This window comes from Niveispirillum sp. GW835-FHT14G11, assembly GCF_058793615.1.
Window position 1 is genome coordinate 154980 of the sequence record NZ_JBXAFZ010000006.1, and the last position, 24069, is coordinate 179048.

Here is a 24069-nt window from a genome sequence, read left to right on the forward strand (position 1 = left end):
GTGATCATATCAATTGTTACAGCGGGAGCAGGCCCCTGCATCTGATAAGGCTTCTGTGTTTGATGCCCCGGCGCAATGATGATGGTCCGGCAAGATGCTGGCTTTTTGCTTGATTATCACAAACATTTTAGACATTTGCCAAATTGTCTTCTTTGTCGGCCGTATCATCGCTGCGGTGACGGCGTAAGGTGACCTGCTTCAATTTGCCGTAACCATGTTTCAATTATTTCCATTTCTAACCGCATGCGGAATTGCCGTAAAGGCAGGCGCGCGTCACCGGCAGGGCGGGGCTGCTTTCACGGCCCTGGGCGGGAACTGGCACGGCGGCGACACTTCTGCTAGGGTCGGCCGCGTCGGCGACCCCCTATCGATGGGGGGTCGTCATGGATTCCAGGGTGCCGGGCGGCCTCGCCCGGAAAAGGGTGGAAACATGGGCGTCCAGACCATCGCCATCGCCGGCGATCATGCCAGTCCGGAACTGAAGAAGATCCTGGCCGATCAGCTGCGCGCCGCCGGGCATACGGTGCTCGACCTGGGCACCAACGGCCCGGAATCGGTGGATTATCCCAGCTTTGCCGACGCTGTCGCCACAGCATTGGCCGATGGCCGGGCCACATCCGGCGTGCTGATCTGCGGCACCGGCATCGGCATTTCCATCGCCGCCAACCGCCATCGCCATGTCCGCGCCGCCCTGTGCCATACATCGACCGAGGCGCGGCTGACCCGTTTGCATAATGACGCCAATGTGCTGTGCCTGGGTGCGCGCACCATCGGCGTGGAGGTGGCCAAGGATTGCGTGGCCGCCTTCTTCACCACCCCATTCGAAGGCGGCCGACATGCCCGCCGTGTTGCCATGTTGGGTTGAACAGCCTGACCGGTAGTGCCAAAGGACCAGACGCACATGAGCATTCAGGGTTTCTTTTCCGATAAGCTGGCTGATGCCGATCCCGACCTGTACGCCGCCCTCCGGAAGGAGCTGGGCCGCCAGCAGGACCAGATCGAGCTGATCGCCTCGGAGAACATCGTGTCGGCCGCCGTGCTGGAGGCGCAGGGCTCGGTCCTGACCAACAAATATGCCGAAGGCTATTCGGGCAAGCGCTATTACGGCGGTTGCGAATTTGTGGATGTGGCGGAAACGCTGGCGATCGAGCGCGCCAAGGCGCTGTTCGGCTGTGAATATGTGAATGTCCAGCCCCATTCCGGCGCCCAGGCCAATCAGGCCGTGTTCATGGCGCTGTTGCAGCCCGGCGACACCTTCATGGGCATGGATCTGGCGGCCGGCGGCCACCTGACCCATGGCTCGCCCGCCAACCAGTCGGGCAAGTGGTTCAAGGTCGTGTCCTATGGCGTGACCCGCGACACCAACCTGATCGATTATGACGAGGTTGAGGCCAAGGCCCGTGAGCATAAGCCCAAGCTGATCATCGCCGGCGGTTCCGCCTATCCGCGCCAGATCGATTTCGCCCGCTTCCGCCGAATCGCGGATGAGATCGGGGCCTATCTGATGGTGGACATGGCGCATTATGCCGGCCTGGTTGCCGCCGGTGTCTATCCCTCGCCGCTGCCGCATGCCCATGTCGTCACCACCACCACGCACAAGACCCTGCGCGGTCCGCGTGGCGGCATGATCCTGTCCAACGATCTGGATTTGGGCAAGAAGATCAATTCCGCCGTGTTCCCCGGCCTGCAGGGCGGCCCGCTGATGCATGTCATCGCCGCCAAGGCCGTGTCCTTCGGCGAGGCGCTGAAGCCGGAATTCAAGACCTACGCCACCAACGTCGTTGCCAACGCCAAGGTCCTGGCGGAGCGTCTGATCGCCGGTGGGCTGGATATCGTGTCCGGCGGCACCGACAGCCATATCGTGCTGGTCGACCTGCGCCCCAAGAAGCTGACCGGCAAGGCTGCCGAGCATGCTTTGGAAAATGCCGGCATGACCTGCAACAAGAATGGCGTGCCGTTCGATCCGGAAAAGCCGTTCGTGACCTCGGGCGTGCGCCTGGGTACCCCGGCGGCCACCACCCGCGGCTTCGGTACCACCGAATTCGCCCAGGTCGGCGACATGATCGTGGAAGTGCTGGATGCGCTGGCCGTCAGCAATGGCGATAACAGCGCCGCGGAAGGCCGGGTGCGGGCGCGGGTACAGGAACTGTGCCGCCGCTTCCCGATCTACCCGACGCTCTGATGTTGACAAGAACCCCGGTTCCGGCCATGCCGGAACCGGGGTTTCTGTTTGGCAATGATAATAACGACGGAGGGGTTTCATGCGCTGCCCGTTCTGCGGGAATGACGATACCCAGGTGAAGGACTCGCGCCCCACCGATGACGGTTCCGCCATCCGCCGCCGCCGCTTCTGCCCGGCCTGCGGTGCCCGCTTCACTACCTTCGAACGGGTGCAGCTGCGTGAACTCTATGTCGTGAAAGCGTCCGGTCAGAAGGAACCGTTTGACCGGGAAAAGCTGCTGCGCTCCATGCGCATTTCGCTGCGCAAGCGGCCCGTGGATGCCGACCGCGTCGATCGCGTCGTCAATTCCATCGTGCGCCAACTGGAAAGCAGCGGGGAAACCGAAATCCCCTCCACCCAGATCGGCGAGATGGTGATGAACCAACTGGCCGGCATCGACAAGGTTGCCTATATCCGCTACGCATCGGTCTATCGCGATTTCCGCGAAGCCGCCGATTTCAACGAATTCGTCGAGAAGCTGCGGCCCGAGGCCGAAAACTGACGGGAGGCCCGGCTTGACCGACGCACCCGACTTCACGGACGCCGATCACGGCCATATGCAGGCAGCATTGGGCCTGGCCCGGCGCAACCTGGGCCGTGTCTGGCCCAACCCGTCGGTCGGCTGCATCGTGGTCAAGGACGGCATCGTGCGGGGCCGCGGCGTCACCGCCCCTGGCGGCCGCCCGCATGGCGAGCCCCAGGCCCTGGCCCAGGCGGGCGACGACACGCGCGGCGCCACCGTCTATGTCAGCCTGGAACCCTGCAACCACCATGGCAAGACGCCGCCCTGTTCGGAGGCTTTGATCGATGCCGGCATCGCCCGCATCATGGTGGCGTGCGAGGACCCCGACCCGCGCGTGTCGGGCGGCGGCATCCGGCGGCTGCGCGAGGCCGGTATCCAGGTCGATGTCGGCCTGTGCGCCGACGACGCGCTGGACGTCAATTTCGGCTTCATTACCCGCATCCTGAAGGGTCGCCCCGGCGTCACCCTGAAGCTGGCCACCAGTCTGGACGCGCGGGTGGCGACATCCACCGGCCACAGCCAATGGATCACCGGTCCCGAAAGCCGGGCCCGTGGCCACCTGCTGCGCGCCAACCATGACGCCATCCTGGTCGGCATCGGCACGGCCCTGGCCGACGATCCGGAACTGACCTGCCGCCTGCCCGGACTGGAAGGGTGCAGTCCCGTCCGCGTCGTGCTGGACAGCGGCTTGCGCCTGCCCGTGACATCCAAACTGGCCCAGGGTGCCTCCAGCGTGGCACCAACCTGGGTGGTGACCCTGACCGGTGCCGACCCGGACCGCGCGGCGGCACTGGAGGCGCTCGGCGTCCGCATCCTGCGCGTCGATCCCGACACCAACGGCCGCCTGCCCGTAGCTGCCAGCCTGACCGCCATCGCGGGGCAGGGCATCACGCGTTTGCTGGTCGAAGGCGGGCCGGCGGTGGCCACCTCCTTCCTGAAGGCGGGGTTGGTGGACCGGGTGGAGTGGTTCCGCGCACCGATGCTGATCGGTGGCGATGGGTTGCCGGCTGTGGGGGAATTGGACATCGTATCTCTAAATTATATAGAAAAGTGGAATACCGTCACTCACAATCACGTTCCGCCCGATACTCACATATTGTATAATATAGAATAAACCACTAAAAATATGCGAAGGAAGGAAAATTGAGCAACGAATATAAATTTAAACTTAATTGGATTTCTCCGCTTCAAAAAAGCGCAGAGAAATTTTCAGCATTGCTGAGCAATAAAAATAATCTCGAGATATTTAAAGGCTTGCTGCCAAATTACCAAGAAAAATATAAAAATTTATCCGATTGGCAAGACAAATTGTTAATACTCTCATCATTTCTTTGGGTTTTGATGTTTTCGTACAGTATATCTGGAGACATGGAATCGGAATTCATAGGAATACACGCCAAAGATATAGGGAGATTTAAAGAAATTTCATTGATAATTGTCTCTTTGATGACCACCGCATCGTTTATCATTGTGATTAAATTACGACAAGTATCAATGATTATAATGGAAATAATTAAGAAAAGCTACGGCGATGATCTGCAGCCATTTTTATATACTGCTTTTATAGACGGAACAACAAGTCTGCAGATAAGATCTGAGGACTCTCTTTCCGATCACGCAGTTAGAAAGATTATATCTTTTATCTATAATATTCTTGCGGTAACAATATTTTCTATTGTTTCCGGCGGATATTTTTTGATTATTATAAGCGTTATTATGGACGTTTATATGCATCCTGTCATCTTGAGTCCGCTACATGAAATTAGCTTAATAGTTTCTATATCCTGCCTGATGTTTAATGTATTTTTAATGCTTCTATTGTTTCCATTTCCGGAGAGAGACTATTCAGCGCTTGGTAAACTAAAAAAGCTGAAAGAAGAAAATGAAGATGCGTATACAGAACATGTAAAAGTTTTTGCATCTTCACATGATCGATATATTATAACAAATCTTAAGATTATATCATATTTATTTACTGGGTTTTTTTATGTAGTAATTCCGTTTACTATGGGAGTTGGCCACGTCCTGTTAAATGGAAAATACATTGTCAGTGCTTTATTTATTTTTGCTGGATCAGCTCCACTAGCGCCTAAATTGTTATTTTTTGCTTATATAAAGATTAGAACATCTCTTTACATTTCAGTTTCGAAATCGAATACCGGTAATTCATGGGCGAGATTTTCCATATCGCACCTTGAAACGGTCTTTTATGTTTTGCAAATTATAGTACCATTTTCAGTTGTCCTGCGTGTGGCGCTTTTGATTGGCAGCTCATGAAACACTCCCAAGAATGACTGATCTCCGGTCCCCCGCCATGCGCCCCGCGCATCCATCGCCCCCTCGCGCAAAGGCGCGTCAAGCCCTAGGGTAGGCCCCATGTTTACCGGAATCATCACCGATGTCGGCCGCGTCGTGGAGATCGAGCGCCGTGGCGACCTGAGACTGACCGTCGAGACGCGGTTCGACCTGTCGACCGTTGCCATGGGCGCGTCCATTGCTTCCAACGGGGTCTGCCTGACCGTGGTGGAGAAGCTGGTCAACGCCTATAGGGTCGATGTGTCCGCTGAAACCATCGCCAAGACCACGGTCGGCGACTGGGTGGTGGGCACACCGCTTAACCTGGAACGCTCCCTGAAGCTGGGGGACGAGCTAGGGGGGCATCTGGTCTATGGCCATGTCGATGCCGTGGCCGAGGTCGTGTCGGTGACGCCCGACGGCGACAGCCATCGCTGGCGCTTCCGTGTGCCGCAGAAGCTGAAGAATTTCATCGCCGCCAAGGGCTCCGTCGCGCTGAACGGCGTCTCCCTGACGGTGAATGAGGTCGATGACGATGTGTTCGGCGTCAATATCATCCCGCATACGGCGGTACAGACGACCTTCGGCCTGATCGGGCCGGGGGCACGCATCAACCTGGAAGTGGACATGCTGGCGCGCTACGTCGCCCGGCTGGTGGGGAAGGACGCTTAAAACCATGTCGATCACCGAAACCCGCCTGACGGAGGAAGATCGTCCCGTGCTGTCCAGCACCGAGGAACTGATCGAAGAGGCGCGCCAGGGCCGCATGTTCATCCTGGTCGATGACGAGGACCGGGAGAATGAGGGCGATCTGGTGATCCCCGCGTCGGCCGCCACGCCGGAAGCCATCAATTTCATGGCCCGTTTCGGCCGTGGCCTGATCTGCTTGGCCATTGACAGCGCCCATAATGACCGCCTGCGCCTGCCGCTGATGGCGCAGCAGAATGGCACCCGCCACCAGACGGCCTTTACCGTCTCGATCGAGGCGCGGACCGGTGTCACGACCGGCATCAGTGCGGCCGACCGGGCCCGCACCATCCAGGTCGCCATCGACGAGAATGTCGACAGCCGCGATATTGTCACGCCGGGTCATGTCTTCCCGCTGCTGGCCCGTGACGGCGGTACCCTGGTCCGCGCTGGCCATACCGAGGCGTCGGTGGATTTCTCCCGCCTGGCGGGATTGCCAGCCGCCGGGGTGATCTGCGAGATCATGAATGATGACGGCACCATGGCCCGCATGCCGGATCTGGTGAAATTCGCGCAGCTGCACGGGCTGAAGGTCGGCACCATCGCCGACCTGATTGCCTATCGCCGCCGTACCGAGACGATCATCGAGCGCAGCTACCGCACCGTGCTGGACAGCCATTTCGGCGGCCGGTTCGAAATGATCGTCTATCGCAACCGCATCAGCGGCGCCGAGCATCTCGCCCTGGTCAAGGGCGACATCCATGATGGCGTGCCGGTGCCCGTGCGCATGCATTCGCTGAACATCGTCAAGGATCTGCTGGCCGACAGCCGCCATGGCCCGGTGGGCAGCCTGGAAGCCGCCATGAAGGCGGTGGGGGAGGAAGGGCGCGGCGTCATCGTCCTGATGCGCGATGCCCAGCCCTTCTCGCTGGCCGACCGGCTGCGCGCCATTGATGACGGCAATGCCGATCTGAACGGCGAGCTGCGCGATTATGGTATCGGCGCCCAGATCCTGAACGACCTGGGCGTGAAGAAGATGGTGCTGCTGAGCAATACCAAAAAGACGGTGGTGGGCCTCGAAGGCTATGGGTTGACCATTGTCGGCCAACGGGCCATACCCACCCCCTTCTGATCCTTTCAACATGACGGACTGGATGGCCCCCATGGCTGACGCGCCCCATATCATGATCGTCGAGGCCCGTTTCTATGACGACCTCGCCGATGAGCTGGTGAAGGGCGCCGTGGCGGCGCTGGACGCGGTGGGCGCCACCTATGAAATCTTCCAGGTGCCTGGCGCTCTGGAGATTCCGGCCGCCATCCAGTTCTCCGTCCGCTCCATGGATTTCTATTCCGGTCGCCGCCGTTTCGATGGCTATGTGGCGCTGGGCTGCGTGATCCGGGGTGAGACCACCCATTACGACTATGTCTGCCAGGAAAGCGCCCATGGCCTGGCCCAGCTGTCGCTGAACCACACGCTGGCCATCGGCAACGGCATTCTCACCACCGAGAATTTCGAGCAGGCCTGGGCGCGGGCCGCCGTGAACCAGAAGAACAAGGGCGGGTTCGCCGCTAATGCCTGCCTTCAGATGATCGAGCTGAAGAAGCAGTTCCGTCTCTATTCCCGCTGAGTTTCCAGGTTCAACATGCCCCCCCGCAAGAAGACCACCGCCCCGGTCGCCGCTACCGAGCCGGCGCCCAAGATCAAGCCCACCGGGTCCGCCAAGGCCCGGCGTTCGGCTGCCCGTCTGGCGGCCGTGCAGGGCCTGTACCAGATCGATCTGGCCGGTGCGTCCAGCGATACGGTGATCCACGAATTCGCCCGCCACCGCATCGGGCAGGAACAGGATGGGGAAGAGTTCGTGACCGCCGACCCGACCCTGTTCGCCGACATCGTGCGCGGTGTGCAGGGGCGTCTGGCCGAGGTGGATCAGCATCTGGGCGGTCTGCTGGACCGGCAATGGTCGCTGGAACGCATGGAAATGCTGCTGCGCGCCATCCTGCGCGCCGGGGCCTGGGAGCTGCTGGCCAATATCGCCGTGGCCCCGCACATCATCATCAATGACTATATCGATGTCGCCCACGCCTTCTTTGCCGGGCGCGAGCCCGGCATGGTCAATGGCGTGCTGGACAAGCTGGCCCGCACCCTGCGCACTGCGGAGATGGATGCCAAGGCCAAGGGTGGCGCGTCGTGACATCCCTCGCGGTGGCAACCGCCGGTTTGGGTGAATTCGGCCGGATCGAACGTTTCTTCCGGCCCCTGGCCGTGGGCGTGCCCGGCGCCTTCGACCTGACCGACGATGCCGCCGTGCTGGACGTGCCCTATGACCAGCAGCTGGTGGTGACCACCGACGCCATGGTCGGCGGCGTGCATTTCCTGCCCCAGGACAATCCCGCCGATCTGGGCCACAAGATCCTGGCCGTCAACATGTCGGACCTGGCGGCCAAGGGTGCCGAACCCCTGGCCTATTCCCTGACCACCTGCCTGCCCAAAAGCATCGGCGATGATTGGGTGGAAGCCTTTGCCAGGGGGCTGGGCGAGGCGCAGCGGGAGTTCAAGGTCAACCTGGCCGGCGGCGACAGCGTCTCCACCTCCGGTCCCGTGTCGCTGACCATCACCGCCTTGGGCCTGGTACCGCGCAACCGCATGATCCGCCGCAAGGGTGCGAAGCTGGGCGATGCCCTGTTCGTCACCGGCTGCATCGGCGATGCGGCCCTGGGGCTGAAGCTGGCATTGGGGGCGCCGACCCAGCCGATCAGCGATGCCGACCGCGCCTATCTGCTGTCGCGCCTGCGCCGGCCCACGCCGCGCCTGGATCTTGTCGCCTCGCTGCGGGTGTTCGGCACGGCGGCCCTGGATGTGTCCGACGGGCTGGTCGCCGATCTGCGCCATCTGGCGCTGGCCAGCAAGGTGCGTTTGCAGCTGGACACCCAGGCCGTGCCCATGTCGGGTGCCGCCCTGCGCCTGCTGCTGAACGCGCCCGCCCTGCGCAGTGCGGTGCTGACCGGTGGCGATGATTACGAGATCGCCTTCACAGCACCGGCCGACAAGGCGGAGGACATCGCCGCCGCCGCCATCAATGCCGGCATCAAGGTGACCCGCATCGGCAAGGTAATTGAGGGCGAGCCCGGCCTGGACATACTGGGCCTGGAAGGGGCCGAGGCCGAACTGGGTGCCGGCGGCTGGCGGCACTTCTAAGATCTTTTCAAATCTAAAGCGCCGCTTTCAGCTCCACATTATTGCCCTCCGGGTCGGTCAGATAAATCGACAACCCCTCGCCGCGCGCACCATTGCGCATGCCCGTGGTGCCGATCTCCACCCCATGCGCCGCCAGATGCGCGCGGATGGTGCCATCGTCGAAGGGCGACACTTCCAGGCAGAAATGCTCCAGATTGCGGCCCTCCGTCCCCGGACCGGCGCCGCCCATCCGGCCCAGCTTGCCGTCCAACGGCACCAGATCGATCAGCTGCCGGCCTGCGCGCAGCTGGTAAAGCCCGATCTCCGCCTGGATCTTTTCCAACGAACAACCCAGAACCTCCTGGTAGAAGCCCATCATCCGTTCGATATCGCGCACCCGCAGCACGATATGGTCCAGGCCCAGCAAGGTGAACGGAACGGTCATTTCTCTTGCCTCCACCCGCCATTCCGGCGGCTTGGCTTGCGCGCACATCAGTGCGCGGGCCGGCGGTCGGTTTCGGTCAGCGGTATTGTATATTAAGGGCGGGCTACCCCGCCAGTTCCCCGCACTCCCCCTCGCCCAGTAACCGGGCGCTGATCAGGCCGTCGGCGTCGGCGGTATCCCGTTTGCCGGGCGGCGGATCGAACACGCGGACCATGCCCATCACCTGCGTCGGCGGTGCTGCCGGTTCCACCGATACCGGCAGCAGCAGCCGGTTGAACCCGCGCCAGCCGCGCCCGGCCGGCACCAGATAGCCGCGATAGAACATCGGCAGGCCATTGTCCAAACTCTCATGGAACAGGGCGCTGCGGCCGGGGACCGAGGACGGGACCATCATCTGGTCCAGATACAGGCCGGTGCCGTCCACTCCGAACATCTCGCGCATCCGGGTGCCCGACAGGCGGCAGCGCAGGCGATGGTCCGCGTCGCGTTCATAGATGAACATCAAGGGCAGGATGGATCGGGGCAGGGCGCCCGGGTCCATCTGCCGGCGGGTGGGCAGGATCACCCCGCCATTGGCCTGTTTCAGCCGCCACCAGAACAGCAGCAGCGCCAGCATGCCGCGATCCTGCACCAGGATCATCCGGTCCGTCGCCCAGCCGCTGTCTTCCGCCTGCATACATGCCCCTTCTTGAATGAGGGCAGCATAGTGGAGCGGCGGCATGATCGTGAACTATCTTTCTTTCGCGTCGCCCGTGACGGTCGATGGCGCCGTGATAAGATGATTGAGCTGCATTACACCCGAGGGATATCCATGATCCGCCGCCTGCCGTCCGCCTGCCTGGTCCTGTCGCTGCTGGTCGCATTGCCGGGCTGTCTGACGCCGCGCTGGGCCCAGCCGGTCAATCCCTTCATGAATGATGACAATGACCGGGGCAAGGCGGCGCTGAAGGCCAAGGATCATGTCATGGCCCTGGAATTCTATGGGCGCCTGGCGGCCGAGGACCCGGAGAACATGCAGGCCCGCTATCAGCTGGCCCTGATCAACCACGAACTGGGCCGCTATGACGAGGCCTATGGGCTTTACCGTATCGTCTATGTCTCGGCCAGCGAGGAGGGCGCACCCCGTGCCGACGGGTCGATCAGCGACGAGCCGCTCTATGCCGCCGCCGACCGCAATCTCAACCTGCTGAGCGCCCGGCTGGCCAAGAACGATCCTGATCTGAAGATGATCAAGGAAGATCGCGCCCGCAAGATCGCGGAGGCGCAGGCCAAGCTGAAGGCGGAAGCCGAAGCCGAGAAGGTGGAGGAAGCGGCCCGGCTGGAAGCGCGCAAGGCCATGCGGGAGGAGCTGAAGAAGGGCCCCTGCAACCCCACCAATCTGAAGGGCTGTTAGTGTTTTTCTGGGGGGCGAGTAGAAGCGAATTCATCGGCATCCCGGCGAAAGCCGGGAGACGAGGGATAAGGAATGGAAGCAATCTCACTCCGCCGCGATGGCGGGGGACAGGCCGGCGCAGGTGCCGGTATTGGCGGCCTCACCCACCATCTCGCGGATGGTGGTGAAGCAGCGACCGCATTGGGGGGTCTTGCCGCATGCCTTGAACACGCTGGCAATGCTGCCGGCGCCATTGTTCACGCTGTGACGCACTGTCTTGCAGTTGATGGCGTTGCAGATGCAGACATACATGATCGGACAGCGAACCCCGGTCAGCGATGATGCAGCATGGATACTGCAAATCAGTCGCATGCGCCAGGGTGAAAATGCGAATCCATCGCAAGGTTCCCATGCTGTATCGACGGGGCGATATATCGGGCCCGCTTGATCCCCGATCCCTGCTATAAGCGAAAACGGATCAAGGGGGGACCGGATGACGATCAAGGATGACATCGTGGTGCGCATGGCCCAACGCCGGGACGTGCCCGAGATGGTGGCGCTGCTGGTGGATGACATGCTGGGGCAGGGGCGGGAGGACACCACCGACCTGGAACCCTATTACGAGGCCTGGGACGAGATCATGCTGGACCCCAGCGCCGAGATCCTGGTCCTGGACCTGGATGGCCGGGTGGTCGGCATGGCCCAGCTGAACTATGCGCGCGGGCTGGGGCGCAAGGGCCTGCGCCGCTGCACCATTGAGGCGGTGCGGATCGCGGCGAACCTGCGATCCAAGGGTCTGGGCGCCATCCTGATGGAAAATTGCCTGGACATGGCGCGGGCGCGCGGTTGCGGACTGGTGCAACTGACCACGGACAAGCAGCGGACCGATGCGCACAGGTTCTACCAGCGCCTAGGCTTTGCTGCTTCGCATGAGGGCATGAAGCTGTATTTGTAACGGACGGGTGCGATGGTATCGCCCCATCCGTTGATGCCAGGAGCTTGCAGCACATGACCGCCTCTGCCGCCACCCCCCCCGTCCGCGTCGCCATTCTGGGCGCTTCCGGCTATACGGGCGCGGAACTGATGCGATTGCTGCTGCGCCATCCCCATGTGCGCATCACGGCATTGACGGGGGAGCGCGCGGCCGGCAAGCCGGTGGCCGAGGTGTTTCCGCACCTGGCCCCCTATGATCTGCCGGTCCTGACCAAGATCGCCGATGTGAACTGGGACGATGTCGATTTCGTGTTCTGCGGCCTGCCACACGGCACGACGCAGGAGGTGATCGCCGGCTTGCCCGACCATGTCCGCATCTGCGACCTGTCGGCCGATTTCCGGCTGTTCGACGTGGACACCTATGCCGAATGGTATGGCCATGCCCACAAGGCCACCGACCTGCAGCAAACGGCCGTTTATGGCTTGGCGGAGGTGGCGCGCGAACAGGTGGCCAATGCCCGGCTGGTCGCCAATCCCGGCTGTTATCCCACCGCCTCTCTGCTGCCGCTGCTGCCGCTGCTGCAGGGCGGGCTGATCAGCGCCGACGATATCATCATCGATGCCAAGTCGGGCGTATCCGGTGCCGGCCGCGATGCCAAGCAGGGCAGCCTTTATTGCGAGGTGGCGGAAGGCATGCATGCCTATGGCATCGCATCGCACCGCCACGCGCCGGAGATTGAACAGAGCCTGGGCTGGGCGGCGGAGCGTGCCGATGTGCGCATCGCCTTTACCCCGCACCTGATCCCGATGAATCGCGGCATGATGGCCACCACCTATGTCCGACTGCGCGACGGGGTGACCGCCGCCGACCTGCGCGCCAGCCTGGAAAAGGCCTATGCGGGTGAGGCGTTCGTGAAGCTGCTGCCCCCCGGCGTCGGGCCGCAGACCCGGCATGTGGCCGGTTCCAACCTCTGCCTGCTGAACGTCTTTCCAGACCGTATTCCCGGCCGCGCCATTCTGGTCTCCGTCATCGACAATCTGATGAAGGGTGCCTCGGGCCAGGCCGTCCAGAATTTCAACATCATGCAGGGCTTTGCCGAAACGCTGGGCCTGGATGTGGTGCCGGTGTTCCCATGATCCATAACCGCCCCATCCCCACCATCCTGCCCTTCAAGGGCAAGCTGCCGGTGATCGACCCCACGGTGTTCCTGGCCAATGCCACGATCATCGGCGATGTCGAGATCGGGGCGGGCAGCAATATCTGGTTCGGCGTCACCATCCGCGGCGATGTGCATTCCATCCGCATCGGCAAGAACACCAACATCCAGGATGGCAGTGTCGTCCATTGCACCCGCAACCGCTTCAGCACGACCATCGGCGACAATGTCACGGTGGGCCATCTGGCCCTGCTGCATGGTTGCGTGGTGGAGGATGGGGCCTTCATCGGCATGAAGGCCTGCATCATGGATGGGGTGGTGGTGGAGAAGGGCGCCATGGTCGCTGCCGGTGCCCTGGTCACGCCGGGCAAGCGGGTGAAGGCCGGCGAACTGTGGGGCGGGGCGCCTGCGAAATTCCTGCGCCTGCTGACCGAGGACGACATCAAATCCCAGATGTCCATCGCCCCGCATTATGCAGAAATGGCCAAGGTCTATCTGGAAGAGGTAGGTGGCGGGCCGGGGTGAGACGCGCCATGTCGGGTGAGATACACCGATAACGCTCTCTCATCGCCTTTCAATCCTGCCGCCTTCAATTTTATCGCCTTCCCGGCGAAGGCCGGGAAGGCGATAGAGAAGATATTGTCTGAACCTGACAGGATCTAAAAACCCTCACGCCACCACCGCCATCTCCATCAGGAATTCCCGCTCGAACCGCTCCGCCGGCATCGGCTTGGCCAGCAGATAGCCCTGGGCCAGGTTGCAGCCCTCCAGGCGCAGCCATTCCTTCTGCCGTTCGGTTTCCACCCCTTCGGCGATGGTGGTCAGGCCCAGGCGCTTGCCCAGGGCGATCACCGTGGCGGCGATGGCCGGATCTTCCGGCAGGTCGTTCACGAAGCTGCGGTCGATCTTCAGCATGGTGACCGGCAGCTGCTTCAGATAGGAGAGCGAGGAGTACCCGGTCCCGAAATCATCCACCGCCACCCCGAACCCGAATCCGCGAAGCGCGTTCAGCACGGCCATCTGGCGGGCCACGTCGCGCATCACCACGGTCTCGGTGATCTCCAGGATGAAATTGCGGGGCAGCATTCCGGCTTCCGACACGATGCGCACGGCGCGCTCGGGAAAATCCGGTTCCGCCAACTGCCGGGCCGATACATTGACCGCCACGGTGACCGGCCCGCGCAGATGGCGCCAGCGGGCCGAATCGCGGCTGGCGCGGCGTAGCACCCATTCGCCCAGCTCCACGATCAGGCCCGTCTCCTCCGCCACCGGAATGAATTCGGCCGGGGAGATCATGCGGTCGCCATGCGGCCAACGCACCAGCGCCTCCACCCCCGCCAGTGCGCCCGTGGCCAGGTCGATCTTGGGCTGGTAATGCACTTCCAGCCGGTCGCCGGCCAGCGCGTCGCGCAAGGACGCCTCGGTGCGCAGCATGACCAGGGCGCGTTCCGTCATGGCCTTGTCAAAGAATTTGAAGGCCCCGCCGCCCACCGCCTTGGCCGCATACATGGCCACGTCGGCATGGCGCATCAGGGTGACGGCGTCGGGCCCGTCCTGGGGATGCATGGCGATGCCGATGCTGGCCCCGGCATGCACCGTCTGCCCGCCCACGCCGAACGGCCGTGACAGGGCCGACAGCAGGCGGGCGGCCGATTGCGCCACCTCCTCCACCGTGCCGACATTTTCCAGCACCACCAGGAACTCGTCCCCGCCCAGGCGCCCCACGACATGGGCCTGGCGCAGGGCACCGCGCAGCCGTCCGCCTACCTCGCGCAGCAACTCGTCGCCCGCCCCATGGCCCAGACTGTCATTGACATGCTTGAACCGGTCCAGGTCCAGGAACAGCACGGCCAGCTGCGTGTCCTCGCTGCCCGCCCGACCCAGGGCGACGTTCAGCGTCTCCGTCATCAGCACGCGGTTGGGCAGGTCGGTCAGCGGGTCGCGCGTGGCCAGCCGCCGCAGCTCCGTCTGTGACCGGTGCAGCTGCGCCAACAGTTCGTTGATGCGCGACGCGACATAGCCCAGCTCGTCATTGCGGTGGCCCCTGGGCACCCGGATCGGGTTGGCCAGCGGCTCCGCCGGGCGCACCCGGATCAGGTCGCGGCCCAGCGCGATCAGCGGCCGGGTCAGGAACAGGTGGAAGATCACCGATAGAAGCGCGCCCAGGATCAGGTTGCGCAGCAGCCCGCCAACCAGCGAGCCCAGCACATAGGTGTGCAGATCATCGCCGATAGCGATCGGATCGATATGCAGCACCAGACTGCCGATGGTCTTGCGCCCGCCATCCTGGGCGATGATCACCAGCGGCCGCTGCGCCTGCAAAAGATCGTCGAAGATGAAGCCCGTCCAGCCGCCCGCTGTCCGGGCCGTGCCATCGGCCGCGAACACCGCGCCCTGGCTGTCGCGGATCTCGATTCGGTCCACCAGATCCAGGCTCAGCACCGGCGCGAACAGGTTGCGGGCCAGGCTGTCGTCGAAATTCCACAGGGCCGTGGCGGCAGGCCCGGCGATCAGGTTGGTGATCTGGTCGATGCGGCGCTCGGCCTTGTCCCGCTCCCGCCCGATGGCGAACCCGCCCTCGGCCAGCGTCAGGACAAGCCCGACCAGCAGCGCGCCGGTCAGGGTCACCAGCGCCTGCCGCCAGGTCAGGCTTCTCAATGTGCCACGGGCCACTTGTCACCAGTCCGTCCAGAACCGGCCGACTATCGCACCGCAACCGTGACGCTGTGATGACACACCCTACCGCGGCCGCATACCCTGAAACAGGATGCCGATCGACGTGTCGATCCAGCGGTCCACTGGCGTGAAGTTGCCGGCCCCCTTGGTGATGATCAGCGACACGATGCCGTGGCCCATGGCCCAGACGCTGTCGGCGAAACCTTCCGGGTCGTCGGCGCGCAACAGGCCGGCCGCGGCCAGCTGGGTGATGCCGGACTGCAGGATGCCGAAGGATTGCATGGCCTTGGCGTGCTTGCGGTCGGTCGGATTCTCCGCCCCGGTTTCCGCAAACGGGCAATTGCGGTGGCCCAGCATGGGGATGAAGCGCGACAGGGTGGTCATGAACACCAACCGGTATTCATTGGGATGCTCCAGCCCGTAGCGGACATAATTGACCATCAGCTGGCGCAGGCTGTTCAGCGGATCGGCCGCATCCACCGGCACATCCATGGCCGCCACCAGCCCGTCGAAGAATTCCTCGGCAATGGCGGTCAGCAGCGCCTCCTTGTCGGCGAAATGATCATAGATGGCGGTGGGTGTGATGCCGGCCGCATCGGCAATGCGCCGCATGCTGGCATGTTCGATCCCCTGGCTGACGAACAGGTCGCGCGCCACGGCCAGAATCTGTGCCCGCCGCTCCGCCGCCGGCAGGCGGGTGCGCTTTCCCGGTTTGGCTGCACGCGTGCCTATTTCGTCCGTCATCTGCCCTGCCTTCGGAATCCCTATTGACGTATAACGCGGCCGGCGTAAACCTAACAGTGTAAACTTATCGGCGTTAGGTTGGATCGACCATGCTGCGCACGCCCCTCCCGCTTCTCCTCCTCCTGGTCCTGGCCGGCTGCGGCAAGCCCACGCCCGACGCGGCGCAGGCCGCACCGACGGCCGCACCCGTGCCCGTGTCGGTCAGTGCCGCCCGGCCGGCACCGGAGGCGCGGATGGTCAAGGCCACCGGCGCGGTCGCCTTCAAGCGCGAAATCCCGCTCTCCTTCAAGGTGGCGGGCAAGGTGGAGGGGTTCCAGGTCGACATCGCCGATCCGGTGAGCCGCGGCCAGCGCCTGGCCCGCATCCAGGGGACGGAGGTCGATGCCCAGCTGCGCGCCGCCGATGCCCGCGTCACCAAGGCCCGCCAGGACCTCGACCGGCTGTTGCCGCTGGTCGCCAATGGCTATGTGGAGAAGGCGCGGGTGGATGCCGCCCGCTCGGCGCTGGACACGGCCCAGGCCGACCGCGACGCCATGGCCTTCAACCGGGGCCTGTCGGAGATCATGGCGCCGGCCGACGGCGTCGTCCTGGCCCGGCCGCTGGAGCCCGGCCAGATCGTGCAGCCTGGCACCACCGCCCTGGTCATCGGTGATCGCGAAAGCGGGGTGATCGTCCGCGCCGGCCTGTCCGACCGCGACGTGGCCCGTATCGCCACCGGCAATGACGTCACCCTGGATCTGCCGGAGGGCCGGCTGACCGGCAAGGTCACCCGCATCGCCGCCAAGAGTGCGATCGGCACCGGCGTGTTCGATGTGGAGGTGACGCTACCCGATGCACCCCTGTATCTCTCCAGCGGCCGCATCGTCACCCTGTATATCGCCCCCCGGCCGGGCGGGGAGAAGCCACCGCTGGCTGTGCCGGCGTCGAGCATCATCGAAGCTTTCGGCGATCTGGCCACGCTGTATGTGGTGAGGCCGGATGGCAAGTCGGTGGAGCGCCGCCAGGTGAAGGTGGCCGGTCTGCGCGGGCCCGACCTGCTGGTGGCCGGGGGATTGGCGGAGGGGGAGCGGGTGGTATCGGCCGGCGGCGCCTATCTGCGCCCCGACAGCGCCATCGCCATCGCCCGGCCGGGGGCCTGAACCATGGGCAACATTGCCGCCTTCTCGGTCCGCCAGTGGCAATTCACCCTGGTGCTGTTCGCCATGCTGGCCGCCATGGGCGTCAGCTCGCTGACGTCCATTCCGCGCGCCGAAGATCCCAGCTTTCCCATCCCCACCGTGCTGGTGGTGGCCGTGCTGCCCGGCGCGGACCCGGTGGACCTGGAAAAGCAGGTCACCGACCCGCTGGAAGACGCCATCGACAGTTTGGATGACATCACCAAGCTGACCTCGCGCACCCGTGACGGCATCGCCGTCATCACGGTGGAGTTCGACTGGTCCAGCGACGCGGAGCGCAAATACGATCAGGTGGTGCGGGAGGTGAATGCCATCCGCCCGACCCTGCCGGCCGGATTGGTCCGGCTGGAGGTGAAGAAGTTCAACACCGCCCTGACCAATTTCATGCAGGTGGCGCTGATCGGCGACGGCGCCTCGGCCCTGGAACTGCGCAAGCGCGCCGACGATCTGCGCGACATCATCGACCGCGTCCCCGGTGTCTGGGAAAGCGATATCTGGGGGGAGGAGCGGACGGAGGTCCGTGTCGCCATCGATGCCGGTCGCTTGGCCGAACTGCGCCTGCCCGTGACAGCCGTGGCAGACGCGCTGAAGGCCGAAGGGGCGGCCGTGCCGCTGGGCGCCCTGCATGCCGGCGACCGCCGCTTCACGGTGAAGACAGAGGGCGATTTCGACACGCTGGACGACATCGCCGACACCGTCGTCCGCGCCACCGATGGCCGTGTGGTGCGGGTCAGGGATGTGGCGGAGGTGACCTGGGCGGCGGATGAGCCAAACCATATCGCCCGCTTCAACGGCAAGCGCGCCGTGTTCATCACCGCCAACCAGAAGCCCGGGCAGAACATCTTCGACCTGAAGAAAAACACCTATGCCGCACTTGATGAATTCGAGCGGACCCTGCCGCCCGGCATCACCCTGGAACGCGGCTTCGACCAGTCGGAAAATGTGTCGCGCCGCCTGTCCGCCCTGTTCCGCGACTTCGCCATCGCGCTGGGCCTGGTGCTGGTCACGCTGATCCCGCTGGGTCTGCGCGCCTCGCTGGTGGTGATGCTGGCCATCCCGCTGTCGCTGGCCATCGGCGTCACGGTGCTGCACTATACCGGCTTCACCTTGAACCAGCTGTCCATTGCCGGCTTCGTCCTGTCGCTGGGCTTGCTGGTCGATGACAGCATCGTGGTGACCGAAAACATCGCCCGCCATCTGCGCATGGGCAAAAGCCGGGAGGAGGCGGCGATCGAGGGCACGCGCCAGATTGCCGTCGCCGTCCTGGGCTGTACCGCCACCTTGCTGCTGGCCTTCCTGCCGCTGATGTTCCTGCCGGAAGGGTCGGGCAAGTTCATCAAGTCGCTGCCCGTGGCCGTGCTGTCGACGGTCGCCGCCTCGCTGTTCGTGGCGCTGACCATGATCCCGTTCCTGGCCGCCCGTCTGTTGAGCCGGCATGAGGATCCCGAAGGCAACAGGGTGTTGCAGCTGGTCATGGGCGCCATCCATGCCACCTACCGCCCCGTGCTGCACCGGGCGCTCGATCGGCCCGGCCTGACCGTGCTGATCGCCACTTTGCTGTTCGTCGGGTCCGTGGCCCTGGTGCCGCGCATCGGGTTCAGCCTGTTTCCATCCGCCGACATCCCGCAATTCATGGTGGAGATCGACCTGCCCGACGGCGCGCCTTTGGCCGAAACCGACAAGGCGGTGCGTTTCGTGGAAGCCGAGCTGAAGGCGCTGCCCGACCTGCGCTTCGTCATGGCCAATGCCGGCCACGGCAATCCCCGCATCTATTACAACATCACCCCGCGGGAGGATGACCCCACCCACGGCGCCATCTTCGTGGGCCTGACGGAATGGAAGGGGGAGAAAAGCACGGCGGAGCTGGACAAGCTGCGCAGCCGGCTGGCCGCATATCCCGGCGCCCAGATCATCGTGCGGGTGTTCGAGAACGGCCCGCCGATCGAAGCACCCATCGCCGTGCGCATCCTGGGTCCCGAACTGCCCGTGCTGAAGGAACTGGCCGCCAAGGTCGCCGATATCATTGAGCGTACACCGGGCAGCCGCGACGTGGTCAACCCGCTGCGCCTGGACCGCACCGACCTGGATCTGGGCATCGATCTGGACAAGGCGGGGGTGCTGGGCGTGCCGGCCGGTGCCGTGGACCGCGCCGTGCGCCTGTCTTTGTCGGGCGAAGCAGTCGCCACCTTCCGGGAAAGCGATGGCGACGATTACCCCGTCACAATGCGCCTGCCCATGGATGGCCGGCATGAGCTGGCGGTGCTGGGCGACATCCGTGTGCCCGGTGCGGCGGGTGCGGTGCCGCTATCGGCCGTCAGCGACCCGCATTTCGTCACCGCCCCCGGCCGCATCGACCGGTTCAACCGCGAGCGTGCGGTGACCATCACTGCCTTCACTGCCACCGGCCATAATACCGATCGCGTGACCCGCGCCATCGGCGACCAGCTGTCGGCCCTGGCCCTGCCGCCCGGGTACCGCCTGATGACGGGGGGCGAGGCAGAGACGCGGTCGAAAAGCTTCGCCGGCCTGTCGGGTGCCATCCTGGTGGCCCTGTTCGGCATCCTGGCGGTGCTGATCCTGGAATTCCGCAGCTTCGCCACCACAGCGGTGGTGGCCGGCGTCATCCCGCTGGGGGTGATCGGCGGCATGGTGGCCCTGTTCCTGACCGGCTATACCTTGTCCTTCACCTCGGTCATCGGCTTCGTGGCCCTGATCGGCATCGAGATCAAGAATTCCATCCTGCTGGTGGATTTCACCACCCAGCTGCGCCGCGCCGGCGCGCCGCTGAAGGCCGCGATCGAGGAGGCGGGCGAGGTCCGCTTCCTGCCCGTCCTGCTGACCTCGGTCACCGCCATCGGCGGGCTGATGCCCCTGGCGCTGGGCGGATCAGGGCTCTATTCGCCGCTGGCGGTGGTGATCATCGGCGGGTTGGTCTCCTCCACCGTGCTGTCGCGCCTGGTAACGCCGGCCATGTATCTGCTGCTGGCGCCCAAGGAGGTGGAGTGAAGAGGGAGGAATCGTAGGTCAGGTCGAGCCGAAGGCGAGCCCTGACATCATTGCTCTAAGCGTTTTCTGTCAGGGCTCGGCTTACGCCTCGACCTGACCTACAGTTATAGGGATGAACCCTACCGCCGGAACTTGTCCGACAGCACCAGCGATGACATGGTGCGCTCCACGCCTTGCACCTGGCCCAGCAGGTCCAGCACCCGGTCGATATCCTGCACCGACGGGGCGGCGATCACGGCCATCATGTCATAGGTGCCGGCGATGGCCGACAGGCTCTCCACCTCGGGGATGCGCTTGACCTCGGCCACGATGCGCGCCAGCAGCTTGGGATTGGTAGACAGCAGCACATAGGCGCGGACCAGCCGGCTGCTGCCCGGGTCCTGGCGCAACGTATAGCCCTGGATGATGCCCAGCCGCTCCAGCCGCGCGATGCGCGCCTGCACCGATGACCTTGCCAGCCCCAATTTACGCGCCAGCGACGCCGCCGGCTCCCGCGCATTGGCCTTCAGCAGGGTCAGAAGTGCGGTATCGACGGCATCCTGTTGGGTGTCGGCGGGTTCCATGGGGGTCCTTAGAGATACGTCCGAACAGATTTCAACCGTTAGAGTCTGTCAGTTAAGATGGAACCTTCTTTTCCGCCTTTTAACCTTACTTGCCTTCCCGGCGAAGGCCGGGACCCAGGGGCCAAACGCCCAACCTATCGGCAGCTTTGATGGACGCTGCATGAAGGTTTGAGCCTGTGGCCCCTGGGTCCCGGCCTTCGCCGGGAAGGCGGATAAAGGGGCGCTTCTATTTAAATCTGACAGACTCCAACACCTTCACAGCTCCGGAAACTCGATCCCCTGCGCCAGCGGCAGCGAGGTGCCGTAATTGATGGCCGAAGTCTGGCGGCGCATATATTGCCGCCAGCTGTCCGACCCGCTCTCACGTCCGCCGCCGGTTTCCTTCTCGCCGCCAAACGCGCCGCCGATCTCGGCCCCGCTGGGACCCATATTGACATTGGCGATGCCGCAATCGGACCCGTCGGGCGCCAGGAAACGCTCGGCCTCCAGCAGGTCACGGGTGACGATGCTGGATGACAGGCCCTGGGGCACGCCGTTCTGCAGGGCGATGGCGTCGTCGAATTCCGCATAGCGCAGGACATAGAGGATGGGCCCGAACGTCTCGTGCCGCACGATCTCGCTCTGCGCCGGCATCTCGACCAGCGCCGGATAAGTGTAATACGCATCCGGGAACGTCTCGACCAGGGCGCGGCCGCCGCCATGCACGGTGCCGCCCTGCGCCTTGGCACTCTCCAGCGCCCGGGTCACGGCATCGAACGCCGCCTTGTCGATCAGCGGGCCCATCAGGGTGCCCGTTTCGCGCGGGTCGGCCGGCTGGATGGCGGCGAAGGCATTCTTCACGGCGCCCACCACCTTGTCATAGCAATCATTGTGGACGATCAGGCGGCGCAGGGTGGTGCAGCGTTGGCCGGCCGTGCCCACGGCGGCGAACAGGATGGCGCGCACGGCCAGCTTCAGATCGGCCGACGGGGTGACGATCATGGCATTGTTGCCGCCCAGCTCCAGGATCGACCGGCCGAAACGCGCGGCGACCACCGGGGCGACCTCGCGGCCCATGCGGGTGGAACCCGTGGCGCTGACCAGCGGCACGCGGACATCGGCTGCGATCTGCTCTCCCACCTCTTTCAGGCCGAACAGCAGCTGCGACAGGCCGGCGGGCGCATCGCCGAACCGGGCCAGCGCCTTGTCGAACAGGGCCTGGGTGGCGACGGCGGTCAGCGGCGTCTTCTCCGACGGCTTCCAGATCACCGGGTCGCCGCAGACGACGGCCAGAGCCGCGTTCCAGGCCCAGACGGCGACGGGGAAGTTGAAGGCGGTGATGATGGCCACGGGTCCCAGCGGCTGCCAATTCTCCACCATGTGATGGCGCGGCCGCTCCGACGCGATGGTCAGGCCATGCAGCTGGCGCGACAGCCCGACCGCGAAGTCGCAGATATCGATCATCTCCTGCACCTCGCCCAGGCCCTCCTGGACGATCTTGCCAGCTTCCAGTGTCACCAGGGCGCCCAGATCGGCCTTGTGCTCGCGCAGCACCTCGCCGAACAGGCGGATCAGCTCACCCCGGCGCGGGGCCGGCACGGTGCGCCATTCCTTGAAGGCGGCGGCCGACCGGGCCAGGGCGGCATCAACCTCGGCCGCGCCGTGGGCCTTCACCGCGCCCAGGCGCGCACCATCGATGGGGGAGCGGGAGACGATGTCACCCTCCGCGACAAGATGGGCGATGCCCAGGCGATCCAGAAGGGCGGTGGTAGCGGACATGGGGTGAACTCCGGGTGTTGGATGGCTGGGTGGTTTTTTGCGGTTGGGGCCGTGTCGCTTCCGCCCTCTCTACCGTCACCCCGGCGAAGGCCGGGGCCCAGTATCGTAGGGTGAGGCGCCTGTGGCCCCTGGACCCCGGCCTTCGCCGGGGTGACGGTTGGAGGAAGGCGTTGATGTTACGGCACAACGCCCCCCTCAAACCTCACGCATAAACCTTCCCGAAGCGGTTGGAAAGGAACAGGTCCAGCGGCATCTGCTCCTGGCGGACGAAGCCCTTGGCCGGCAAGTGGCCGGCGGCCTGCAGGTCCAGCATGGCGCAGATGCCGGCAGCCGTGCTCATCTGGATGGCGGACAGGAACTGGCCCTCCACCTCTTCGCCATGAATGTGGCGGACGATGCTTTCCTGTTCCAGGCGACCATGGCGCTTGCCGGAAACCGTGCAGAACACCAGCACCACATCCTGCATGGTGATGGGCAGCGCTTCTTCCAGCACTTCCTTCAGCAGGTCGCGGCGGCGGCCCAAGCGCAGGTCTTCGACCAGCAGCTTGATGATGGCGCAATGGCCGGGATAGCGCACCGACTTGTAGGTCAGGTTCTCCACCTTGCCGGCCAGCGTCTCGGTCAGCGACCCCAGGCCGCCAGAGGTGTTGAACGCCTCATAGGCAACACCTTCCAGCACGAATTCCTCCAGGTCCTCCAGCGGCGGCAGCTCGACATTGCGGCCGTCCTGCACCGCCTCGCACGGGTTCAGATATTCGTTGATCAGGCCGTCGGTGGACCAGGTCAGGTTATATTTCAGGGCATTGGTGGGATAGCGGGGCAGGGCGCCGACGCGCAGCTGTACATCGCGCAGGCTGTCGAAGCCGGACGCCAGACCATGGGCGGCGATGGAGACGAAGCCCGGCGCCAGGCCGCACTGGGGCACGAAGGCGCTGTTGGCCTTGGCCGCCACTTCCTTGACGACGCGGGTGCTGGCCACATCCTCGGTCAGGTCGAAATAATGGATGCCGGCATCATAGGCGCCATAGGCGACGGTGGCTGTCGTATGGAAGGGCAGGGCGTTCAGCACGGCATACTGGCCGGACATGGCCTTGCGCAGGGACGGGCCGTCATTGATGTCCAGCTGCAGCGTATCCACGCCCAGGGCCGTGAAGCGCTTCAGCGCATCGGCACTGTGGTCGGCGACGGTGACCTTGTACTCACCGGTGCGGCGCAGCAGCAGGGTGATGGCGATCCCGATCTTACCGGCGCCCAGCAGCAGGATGTTCTTCATATCGTTCCCCGTTTCCCCTAATTGGCATGGGGAATGGTGCCGCCCGCCGCCGCCGATCGGAAGGCG

General features: G+C 64.0%; 24 protein-coding genes. 16 read left to right on the forward strand and 8 right to left on the reverse strand.

Features of this window, described 5'->3' with window-relative positions:
• Nucleotides 1-430 precede the first annotated feature (430 nt).
• The 10 genes from rpiB (at nucleotide 431) to thiL (ending at nucleotide 8922) form a co-directional block, all read left to right on the forward strand.
• Complete coding sequence (gene rpiB, locus AC1Q7F_RS13045) at nucleotides 431-865, forward strand: ribose 5-phosphate isomerase B (protein WP_492507429.1); 435 nt, start codon at nucleotides 431-433, stop codon at nucleotides 863-865.
• Nucleotides 866-901: 36 nt separating this feature from the next.
• A complete protein-coding gene (glyA, locus tag AC1Q7F_RS13050) occupies nucleotides 902-2182 on the forward strand; it encodes a serine hydroxymethyltransferase (RefSeq protein WP_492507431.1) in 1281 nt (426 codons plus the stop codon).
• A gap of 79 nt (nucleotides 2183-2261) precedes the next feature.
• Complete coding sequence (nrdR, locus tag AC1Q7F_RS13055) at nucleotides 2262-2723, forward strand: transcriptional regulator NrdR (RefSeq protein WP_492507433.1); 462 nt, start codon at nucleotides 2262-2264, stop codon at nucleotides 2721-2723.
• A gap of 13 nt (nucleotides 2724-2736) precedes the next feature.
• A complete protein-coding gene (gene ribD / locus AC1Q7F_RS13060) occupies nucleotides 2737-3858 on the forward strand; it encodes a bifunctional diaminohydroxyphosphoribosylaminopyrimidine deaminase/5-amino-6-(5-phosphoribosylamino)uracil reductase RibD (protein WP_492507435.1) in 1122 nt (373 codons plus the stop codon).
• Between the two features lie 29 nt (nucleotides 3859-3887).
• Nucleotides 3888-5021: a hypothetical protein gene (locus AC1Q7F_RS13065; protein WP_492507437.1), complete on the forward strand. Its 1134-nt coding sequence runs from the start codon at nucleotides 3888-3890 to the stop codon at nucleotides 5019-5021.
• Nucleotides 5022-5120: 99 nt separating this feature from the next.
• The gene (locus AC1Q7F_RS13070; RefSeq protein WP_492507439.1) at nucleotides 5121-5711 is read left to right on the forward strand and encodes a riboflavin synthase; all 591 of its coding nucleotides are present in this window, start codon (nucleotides 5121-5123) and stop codon (nucleotides 5709-5711) included.
• A 4-nt stretch (nucleotides 5712-5715) separates the two neighbouring features.
• On the forward strand, nucleotides 5716-6858 hold the full coding sequence (gene ribB, locus AC1Q7F_RS13075; protein ID WP_492507441.1) for a 3,4-dihydroxy-2-butanone-4-phosphate synthase: 1143 nt from the start codon (nucleotides 5716-5718) through the stop codon (nucleotides 6856-6858).
• A gap of 31 nt (nucleotides 6859-6889) precedes the next feature.
• Nucleotides 6890-7354 (forward strand): 6,7-dimethyl-8-ribityllumazine synthase, encoded by a 465-nt coding sequence (locus AC1Q7F_RS13080; protein ID WP_492507443.1) that lies wholly within the window; start codon nucleotides 6890-6892, stop codon nucleotides 7352-7354.
• A 15-nt stretch (nucleotides 7355-7369) separates the two neighbouring features.
• A complete protein-coding gene (gene nusB / locus AC1Q7F_RS13085) occupies nucleotides 7370-7918 on the forward strand; it encodes a transcription antitermination factor NusB (RefSeq protein WP_492507445.1) in 549 nt (182 codons plus the stop codon).
• Nucleotides 7915-8922, forward strand: a complete 1008-nt coding sequence (gene thiL / locus AC1Q7F_RS13090) for a thiamine-phosphate kinase (protein ID WP_492507447.1) — start codon at nucleotides 7915-7917, stop codon at nucleotides 8920-8922. Before nusB ends, thiL begins: the two co-directional genes overlap by 4 nt.
• Nucleotides 8923-8935: 13 nt before the next feature.
• Here thiL and AC1Q7F_RS13095 read toward each other — a convergent pair whose 3' ends face one another.
• The gene (locus AC1Q7F_RS13095) at nucleotides 8936-9346 is read right to left on the reverse strand and encodes a VOC family protein (protein WP_492507449.1); all 411 of its coding nucleotides are present in this window, start codon (nucleotides 9344-9346) and stop codon (nucleotides 8936-8938) included.
• Nucleotides 9347-9449: 103 nt separating this feature from the next.
• The gene (locus AC1Q7F_RS13100; RefSeq protein ID WP_492507451.1) at nucleotides 9450-10022 is read right to left on the reverse strand and encodes a PAS domain-containing protein; all 573 of its coding nucleotides are present in this window, start codon (nucleotides 10020-10022) and stop codon (nucleotides 9450-9452) included.
• 135 nt (nucleotides 10023-10157) lie between these two features.
• Between AC1Q7F_RS13100 and AC1Q7F_RS13105 the strand changes: the two genes are divergently transcribed.
• Entirely contained in the window at nucleotides 10158-10739 is a 582-nt protein-coding gene (locus tag AC1Q7F_RS13105; RefSeq protein WP_492507453.1) for a hypothetical protein, read from the forward strand.
• An 84-nt stretch (nucleotides 10740-10823) separates the two neighbouring features.
• Here the strand turns inward: AC1Q7F_RS13105 and AC1Q7F_RS13110 are convergent, their stop codons facing one another.
• On the reverse strand, nucleotides 10824-11030 hold the full coding sequence (locus AC1Q7F_RS13110; protein ID WP_492507455.1) for a (2Fe-2S)-binding protein: 207 nt from the start codon (nucleotides 11028-11030) through the stop codon (nucleotides 10824-10826).
• A 181-nt stretch (nucleotides 11031-11211) separates the two neighbouring features.
• On the opposite strand from AC1Q7F_RS13110, the gene AC1Q7F_RS13115 reads away from it, so the two are divergent.
• Genes AC1Q7F_RS13115 through AC1Q7F_RS13125 form a run of 3 tightly spaced genes read left to right on the forward strand, consistent with a single transcriptional unit; the run spans nucleotide 11212 to nucleotide 13333 of the window.
• Nucleotides 11212-11673, forward strand: coding sequence for a GNAT family N-acetyltransferase (locus tag AC1Q7F_RS13115; protein WP_492507457.1), 462 nt, complete (start codon nucleotides 11212-11214; stop codon nucleotides 11671-11673).
• 53 nt (nucleotides 11674-11726) lie between these two features.
• Complete coding sequence (gene argC / locus AC1Q7F_RS13120) at nucleotides 11727-12788, forward strand: N-acetyl-gamma-glutamyl-phosphate reductase (RefSeq protein WP_492507459.1); 1062 nt, start codon at nucleotides 11727-11729, stop codon at nucleotides 12786-12788.
• Complete coding sequence (locus AC1Q7F_RS13125) at nucleotides 12785-13333, forward strand: gamma carbonic anhydrase family protein (protein ID WP_492507461.1); 549 nt, start codon at nucleotides 12785-12787, stop codon at nucleotides 13331-13333. Before argC ends, AC1Q7F_RS13125 begins: the two co-directional genes overlap by 4 nt.
• A gap of 144 nt (nucleotides 13334-13477) precedes the next feature.
• Here AC1Q7F_RS13125 and AC1Q7F_RS13130 read toward each other — a convergent pair whose 3' ends face one another.
• Both AC1Q7F_RS13130 and AC1Q7F_RS13135 read right to left on the reverse strand, forming a co-directional pair.
• On the reverse strand, nucleotides 13478-15481 hold the full coding sequence (locus tag AC1Q7F_RS13130; protein WP_492507463.1) for a putative bifunctional diguanylate cyclase/phosphodiesterase: 2004 nt from the start codon (nucleotides 15479-15481) through the stop codon (nucleotides 13478-13480).
• A gap of 66 nt (nucleotides 15482-15547) precedes the next feature.
• Nucleotides 15548-16228, reverse strand: a complete 681-nt coding sequence (locus tag AC1Q7F_RS13135; protein ID WP_492507465.1) for a TetR/AcrR family transcriptional regulator — start codon at nucleotides 16226-16228, stop codon at nucleotides 15548-15550.
• A gap of 89 nt (nucleotides 16229-16317) precedes the next feature.
• Here AC1Q7F_RS13135 and AC1Q7F_RS13140 point away from each other — a divergent pair, with 89 nt between their 5' ends.
• Together AC1Q7F_RS13140 and AC1Q7F_RS13145 are read left to right on the forward strand one after the other, a co-directional pair.
• Nucleotides 16318-17367 (forward strand): efflux RND transporter periplasmic adaptor subunit, encoded by a 1050-nt coding sequence (locus AC1Q7F_RS13140; protein ID WP_492507467.1) that lies wholly within the window; start codon nucleotides 16318-16320, stop codon nucleotides 17365-17367.
• 3 nt (nucleotides 17368-17370) lie between these two features.
• Nucleotides 17371-20409, forward strand: coding sequence for an efflux RND transporter permease subunit (locus AC1Q7F_RS13145; protein ID WP_492507469.1), 3039 nt, complete (start codon nucleotides 17371-17373; stop codon nucleotides 20407-20409).
• A 119-nt stretch (nucleotides 20410-20528) separates the two neighbouring features.
• Here AC1Q7F_RS13145 and AC1Q7F_RS13150 read toward each other — a convergent pair whose 3' ends face one another.
• The 3 genes from AC1Q7F_RS13150 to AC1Q7F_RS13160 all read right to left on the reverse strand — a co-directional run bounded on the left by AC1Q7F_RS13150 (nucleotide 20529) and on the right by AC1Q7F_RS13160 (nucleotide 24003).
• Entirely contained in the window at nucleotides 20529-20972 is a 444-nt protein-coding gene (locus AC1Q7F_RS13150) for an Lrp/AsnC family transcriptional regulator (protein WP_492507471.1), read from the reverse strand.
• A gap of 255 nt (nucleotides 20973-21227) precedes the next feature.
• Nucleotides 21228-22730 (reverse strand): L-piperidine-6-carboxylate dehydrogenase, encoded by a 1503-nt coding sequence (gene amaB, locus AC1Q7F_RS13155; RefSeq protein WP_492507473.1) that lies wholly within the window; start codon nucleotides 22728-22730, stop codon nucleotides 21228-21230.
• Nucleotides 22731-22932: 202 nt separating this feature from the next.
• Nucleotides 22933-24003, reverse strand: a complete 1071-nt coding sequence (locus AC1Q7F_RS13160) for a saccharopine dehydrogenase family protein (protein ID WP_492507475.1) — start codon at nucleotides 24001-24003, stop codon at nucleotides 22933-22935.
• Between the last annotated feature and the right edge of the window lie 66 nt (nucleotides 24004-24069).